7 protein-coding genes are annotated in these 6251 nt (G+C 50.6%); 2 read left to right on the top strand and 5 right to left on the bottom strand.

Features of this window, described 5'->3' with window-relative positions; translation table 11 throughout:
- The 3 genes from AC1RQG_RS27690 to AC1RQG_RS27680 all read right to left on the bottom strand — a co-directional run.
- The coding region (locus AC1RQG_RS27690) for a hypothetical protein (RefSeq protein ID WP_493136613.1) at window positions 1–360 on the bottom strand (360 nt) is incomplete at its 3' end.
- A 67-nt stretch (window positions 361–427) separates the two neighbouring features.
- Window positions 428–904: a GIY-YIG nuclease family protein gene (locus AC1RQG_RS27685; protein WP_493136611.1), complete on the bottom strand. Its 477-nt coding sequence runs from the start codon at window positions 902–904 to the stop codon at window positions 428–430.
- 194 nt (window positions 905–1098) lie between these two features.
- Window positions 1099–2418, bottom strand: coding sequence for a S41 family peptidase (locus AC1RQG_RS27680; protein ID WP_493136609.1), 1320 nt, complete (start codon window positions 2416–2418; stop codon window positions 1099–1101).
- A 62-nt stretch (window positions 2419–2480) separates the two neighbouring features.
- On the opposite strand from AC1RQG_RS27680, the gene AC1RQG_RS27675 reads away from it, so the two are divergent.
- On the top strand, window positions 2481–3083 hold the full coding sequence (locus AC1RQG_RS27675) for a helix-turn-helix domain-containing protein (RefSeq protein WP_493136607.1): 603 nt from the start codon (window positions 2481–2483) through the stop codon (window positions 3081–3083).
- A gap of 148 nt (window positions 3084–3231) precedes the next feature.
- Here AC1RQG_RS27675 and AC1RQG_RS27670 read toward each other — a convergent pair whose 3' ends face one another.
- Both AC1RQG_RS27670 and AC1RQG_RS27665 read right to left on the bottom strand, forming a co-directional pair.
- Window positions 3232–4386 (bottom strand): HNH endonuclease, encoded by a 1155-nt coding sequence (locus AC1RQG_RS27670; protein WP_493136605.1) that lies wholly within the window; start codon window positions 4384–4386, stop codon window positions 3232–3234.
- A 223-nt stretch (window positions 4387–4609) separates the two neighbouring features.
- Window positions 4610–4777 (bottom strand): hypothetical protein, encoded by a 168-nt coding sequence (locus tag AC1RQG_RS27665; RefSeq protein WP_493136602.1) that lies wholly within the window; start codon window positions 4775–4777, stop codon window positions 4610–4612.
- 109 nt (window positions 4778–4886) lie between these two features.
- Between AC1RQG_RS27665 and AC1RQG_RS27660 the strand changes: the two genes are divergently transcribed.
- Entirely contained in the window at window positions 4887–6239 is a 1353-nt protein-coding gene (locus tag AC1RQG_RS27660) for a recombinase family protein (RefSeq protein WP_493136600.1), read from the top strand.
- The last annotated feature ends 12 nt before the right edge of the window (window positions 6240–6251 follow it).

The following is a 6251-nucleotide window of genomic DNA, read 5'->3' as shown; positions in this document are numbered from 1 at the left end:
GCTGCCGTGCCACGCGATTTCGGCGTTACACGGCATGTCGCCTGACGTCAAATTCCACACGAAACGGCATAGAGCCTCAACAACGTCAGCTCGCGAGACGAGCTGACCTTTTATTACAGGAAAATCAGTAAGACGACTGATGAAGTAATGTCTTCCAGAATCACTCAGAGAGAAGCTTCCATCATTGTGCTTCTGTAATCGTCCACTCTCTAAGTGGGTTCGGTAATTACTCATGAAACGTGAGATATCAAAACGTTCACCCGCCATTAAGCCTGTCACTTCAAGTATCGCCTGCATGTAAGCGCGCATTACTCGCGAATTTGCCGGAGGAGCGACTATCATCTTATTAAAAACTCTCATTGATTTTCTCCTCACAAATCTATTATCTAAGTGCCAGTTGGCGCATGATTAGAGTCCGTGTTGGCCGTTACCTGTCGGTATCTGGGGCCGCATCATCGTTTGGCAAGTATTCCACCTGTGTACGGAAAGTATCGCTTGTTTCAACTTTCTTTGTTCGCGCCAATTTTTGGTACCGTCCTTGAGTATTGAGCTGCTGGGCATTTGGGTCAAATCGGTAAATGTGTCGCAATATTCCTTCAAGTTCGCGAATTTCCTCCTCCCGGATATTTGGCCAAACAACAAATATGGAGCAGGTGTCCCATAAGTTACCTTTTTGCCTTCTATGTGCTCTCAGCCTTCCCTTCATACCACTCGCAGACATGCCAACATACACAACATTTCGAGTTGGCTTTTTTGGATTTTCCGACACCTGCGTACAATAGAGAACATAAATTCCGCGCATGCCTTTCGGGAGCGCATCAATGTCATCCTTGCTAATAAGTTCTAGCTGCTGCTCGATAAGTCTTAAAGGTTCCACCCGCTTAGAATTTTTCGTAGTTGACATGATCATTAGTATGGTATTGCAATTAGCTTAATGAAGCTCGACGTCTGCTCCTGGCCGAACCCGGCCGACGCAGTCGAGAGTAGCATCTTGCTTGCTTGAAAGGTTCACAAATTGTCACGCAAGGTCAAAAAGGAAGTTGCGCTCGCGTGAGATGCATGTTCCTTATGGAAGTGCGCTGCGACCTTTTGTGGAAATCATTTAGCCAAGCACGGTGGCTCCTCGGTCTCACTTGAGGCGAGTAATACATTGCGCGGACCACCGTTTGGCGGGGCCAAAATAAAACGTGGCACCCAGAGTGCAAGGCCGGTATTGGGCAAGAGAAAGCGCTGAATTCCGCCTGATTGCGTGCGCCGAGCCGATTGTCCAGTCCCGACCAGACTGGCGAAACCGAAATCCTGCATCACGTTTGCGAACAGCACCGTCGACGAATAGGACATCGCCCCAATGGCGACGAAAACCTTGCCTTTGAAAAGCAGGGGATTGTCTACCTGGGGAGGGCGCCAGGTCTCGATGTCACCGGCTACTACTTGGCCAACAGTTTCCCCGCGCACAGAGCCTGCGTTCAACACGCGCTTCAGATAGGATGAGCCGGTTCTATAGGGCCGCGTGGCGAGGTAGGGCATCAAGCCGTCCAACCATAGGTCGTCGTCGCCGCCACCGTTATCTGCAACGTCGATGAGCAGCGTATCGACTTGCTCCTCGCGCATGCGTGCGAACGCGGAATGCGTGAGAGCGAGGAAGCGATCTTTGAAGACCGGGTCGAAGGAGCCGACGTTGAGGATCGCAGCGCAGCCAGGTTTGATTGTGAAGCTGAACTGGCGGGTGAAGTCGTTATCGTCGCGCAATACTGCGGGCAACTGACGGCTCGCCGGAACATCAATGTTCCAGCGGCGCCCAGCAAGTGCTAGGTCTAGCTTGTAGTGCGCGGCCGCGCCAGCCATCTTCCACCGATATAGCCACCAGCGCCGCGACAGGAGGGCGGCTCGAAAGCGCAGTGTGTCACCATGTACGCGCTTCAGCAGTTCAGCTGCCACCGACTCGGCCGGAACACCATCGATGGCAAAGACTCGTGCGCCGGTCAGCTCACTGGCATCGCCGCCCAGGGCCGCGCGGATGAAGACCTTACCATCTTCGTTGACTTCGACTTCGAACGGAAAAAAACCACCACCCGCAGCCAAATGGGCGGCGCCCTCGGCGCGCCAGTCCGCATACCCTACGAACAAATGGCCGTCGGCTAGTATTGGATTCAATAGCGCTAGGCGACGCCAGGCTTCGTCTTGTGTCATCTCGGCCGGCGAATTGGCCGCGATCGAGTCGAGCGCGTGAGCTAGCTTATACGGATCAACCGAAAAGTCTGGCTCTGGGTGTACGCGTGCGATTGTTGCGCGGATAAATGCGACGTCGGCACGTAAGGCGTCGTCGCTCACGTGCCCCAGGGACTCAGCCCGCGTTGCGCAAGACAAGGAAAGGCATGTCAGCAACGCCAGTGTACGGAAAAGTTTGATCTGGATCATTAGGGCTTGCCTCAAAATTTCTGTTGAAATAATATGGTCTTTTTTCAAGCTAAATGAATGTGATGAGCAAGTCAACCATTAATCACCAAGCGATCGATGATCCTGCCCTGATAACGTTGATGGCATCGCCGGTCCGGCAGGAAATTGTGGACACGCTGGCTTCGCTGGGGGGCGCCGCTAGCGCCGCCGACCTTGCGTTGCAGCTCGGGCGACATGCCGACGGCTTGTACTATCATCTGAGGGTGTTGTGCAAGGCAAAGCTAATCGTTGAACTGGATACTAAAAGCGACGACGAGCGTCGCTACCGGCTTGCCGGCGAGGCGTCGCTACCACTTCGTCTCGCCTATCGCGTGACCGATGAAAACCAAGTCGCAGCACTGCGAAAGTTTGCACACGGCCTATTGCAAGTCGCTGAAAAAGACTTTCACGAAGCGCTAGTGATGCCCGGCGTGACGCTGGACGGCAAAATGCGCCAGCTCTGGGCCGCACGAAACAAGGGATGGGTGAGCCGAAACGACTTGGAAGAAGTAAACGTTTTGCTGGAGCGACTGTGCGAGCTCATGTCTCAAACGCGTACAGGCGAGCGGAATCAATTACTCAGCTGTACCTTCGCGCTGGCTCCGCACGCGGTATTGCCAAAGCGTAGAGGCGAGCAAGAGGTGTAGAATTTTATGATCGTGTAACGCCATCTTCCAGATGTTTCCTGATGAGTACGTCATTGAACAGTGTCCGTGTACGGACTCCTCGGCGGATTTAGCCGGCGGTAACGCCCCGTAGCAGCCGGTGGAACCCCGCCGTGCGAGCTAATGAATATTATTGTTTTCCCAAAACAGATTCCAATGATTTTAAATCAGAATCAAGATTGGTGAAATCACCTAACATCCGACTCATTATTTCATTAAATTCATTTCTTCGAGAATCTGGAGGCATAGAGCCTGGCGGCAGTCCCATTTCTAGCATTGCAGCATCCAACTCCTTCTTGAACCTGTATGACCTTTCTCTCTTCGTACGGTAATGAGCGGCCACTGCTAATGCGTGGTTAAATGCTGCATCCAAAAATAACCTAACCCCATAGCCACTCAGCGCGTCAGCAGCGAATTGTTTCAAAATTGCCCAATCTATCGAAACATCCAAATCCAATCCGGTTCGCGGGTTGATGGCGTAAGTGAACTCAATATCGTCTCCAACGTAATCGTTGGATAGATTCACAATCATTCTTAAGAACCCGAAATACTCGATGTAGGCAAAGAGCGCCCTATTTTTGCTGTTGCCGCTTATGCTAATGACATGAAAAAGTTCATCATGTGGTCTATTGATGACCACATCATGGAGATAAAATAATGCATAAGCCGAATTATCGATATTGGAGCAGAGTGTCGCTCTTGCCACTTCGCATTTGACTGCAGGAATCTCTTTCGAAACCGCAAGAGCGAGAGCAGTTTTGACAATCGACCGACTCATTTCTGGCCCACCTAATTCCAAGCGATGTTGTAGTGCACCAGCTATTGTGAACGGGCCTGTTTCGAATCCAGCTAACTCCTTTTCCACATCAAGATTCGGGGCGTGTTTTTCTTTGACACCACGTAGAATTTTTCTCGCTTCTGATTCATTACGCGCGAACAGCTTCAGACGCATTTTTCCGTCTGATGCAGTTCTCTCAAAAATCGGAGACTGGTTAGTCAGCGTGCCATTAGGATTTAGGTAAAGCGTGGTTCCCTCAGTTGTTGTCACAACCTGTCCCGGCGGACGGCCTCTGGAACGTTTAATGCTGAGCGCCAAACAGAAGTAATTCAACTGCTTGGCTAAAGCGGCCTCCCAATTACGACCGCGCTCATTGTTGCATTTCTCACACAAAAAACCCTTTAGCTCAGTTCGACCGCCAATTGCGTTGGGGATAAGATGTTCGCGAGAATCATTATTCTCATCGATTGCACAATCGCATAAAGCGCAAGAAGAAAATTTAGTCATCGGAGCACCACCTCAAAGAACTTCGTTACCAACAAATCCGGCGCTGTTTCATTAACGTGAACCGAGCCGATTAGTTCTTTTGCGTCTATACCGCGAGCGGCCGCTGTTGGCCGAACGCGGCCGACGGCGTTCAGGATAGCAGCTTGCTCATCTACAATACTAACGAATTCTCACGCCGAGCCGAGAACGCTCTGAAACGGCCGTTCAAAGAGCGCCGTGCAGATCAACATGCCCTGCTTGTAGAGTTAGCCAGCAATTCTAATGCCACGACAAGCGGCACACCTATGTCCGCAAGAAAAGCGGCGGCAAATCCGGTACCGAAAATTTGCTGGAGTGAGATTGCCGCTCCCAGCAACATATATCTGTTACTACTTAGTTTTGCGTTCATCATGGTCTCCTCTCCGCGATTAGCTTATTCTAGAACCACAGGTGTACTATTGTGATAGATCAAGCGGTAGCCCACGCTCGTCGTAGATGTGAAGCTTGCAAGGAGGCATTTGATGAAGAATAGTTCAACTAGTGGCCTATCTGCTGCTCTGCTATCGAAGCGAGCAGTAGCCTACGTTCGGATGTCGACTGACCTTCAAATTTACTCAACCGCGAATCAGCTAGATAAAATTCGTGATTACGCGGCGTCACACAATTTTGAAATTGTTCACATCTATGAGGATCCCGGCAGGAGTGGTCTGACGATTGCGGGCCGACCAGCATTGACCAAGCTAATACACGACGTTGAATCGGCACATGACTTTGCTGCGGTACTCGTTTACGACATTAGTAGGTGGGGCCGGTTCCAAGATATTGATGAGAGCGCATATTATGAGCGCCACTGCTTCATAAATGGTGTCAAAGTTAGATATTGCGCCGAGGAGTATCTAAATGATGACTCTCTCCTCGCTGCTATTGGAAAGATGGTCAAACGCGCATCGGCTGCAGACTTTAGTCGGGACCTTTCCACAAAGGTTTTCGCAGGCCAGTGCAGGATGATTCGTATGGGATACAAGACTGGTGGGGCTGCAATCTATGGCCTTAGTCGTCTACTTCTAGATCGCGATGGAACACCCATTTGCGTACTTAACCCTGGCGAGTGGAAAGCTATACAAAACCAGCGGGTAATATATGCACCGGGGCCACCAGAGGAAATAGAGATTGTTAACCTCATCTTCAAGTGGTACGCACAAGACGGGTTCGGACACCGATGTATAGCAGCGTTGCTAAATGCGCAGCTAATACCCAACAAATACGGTGGCCGCTGGACTGGAAACATCATTCGCTGCATGTTAAAAAATGAAAAATATATTGGAAATTTAATTTACAATAAGTCTTCTTTCAAACTAAAAATAAAAGCAGTGCATAATCCGCCCGAAACATGGGTCCGTTGTGACGGCGCCTTCCCTGCAATTGTTCCGTTTGAATTGTTTCAGGCGGCGCAACGCGAATGCGCAAGACGAAATTACCGATACACGACAGAAGAGCTGATCACAATTCTTCAGAATGTATATCAGAGGTATGGCCGTATTTCGAGCGGGCTACTTAATCGCGATGGCGATCGCCTAGCTCCGTCCTCCCACTCTTTTTGGAAACGCTTCGGCTCGATGTACGCCGCTTATGAAAAAGCTGCCCTTCCTCATTCGGGAGATCATGCCGGACTTGCTGTTCGCAAGCGCAACTACGCGCTTAAAGAGTCTATGCAAGTCGAGATCGAAAATCTGGTACGTCGCGCTGGCGGCACCAGCAAGAGAAAGAGCAGTAAGACAGAGGCCAACACTTGTCGTATGCGGTTAAATGAGGCTCTATGCCGTTTCCAGTGGAAATTGACATCGGGTACCATGTCGGGTAACGCCATTTCATAGGTTCCAGAATCC

The sequence above is a fragment of the Rugamonas sp. GW822-FHT03B10 genome (assembly GCF_058801745.1).
Note: the sequence above shows the minus strand (reverse complement) of the source record. Positions and strands in the feature narration are given on the sequence as shown.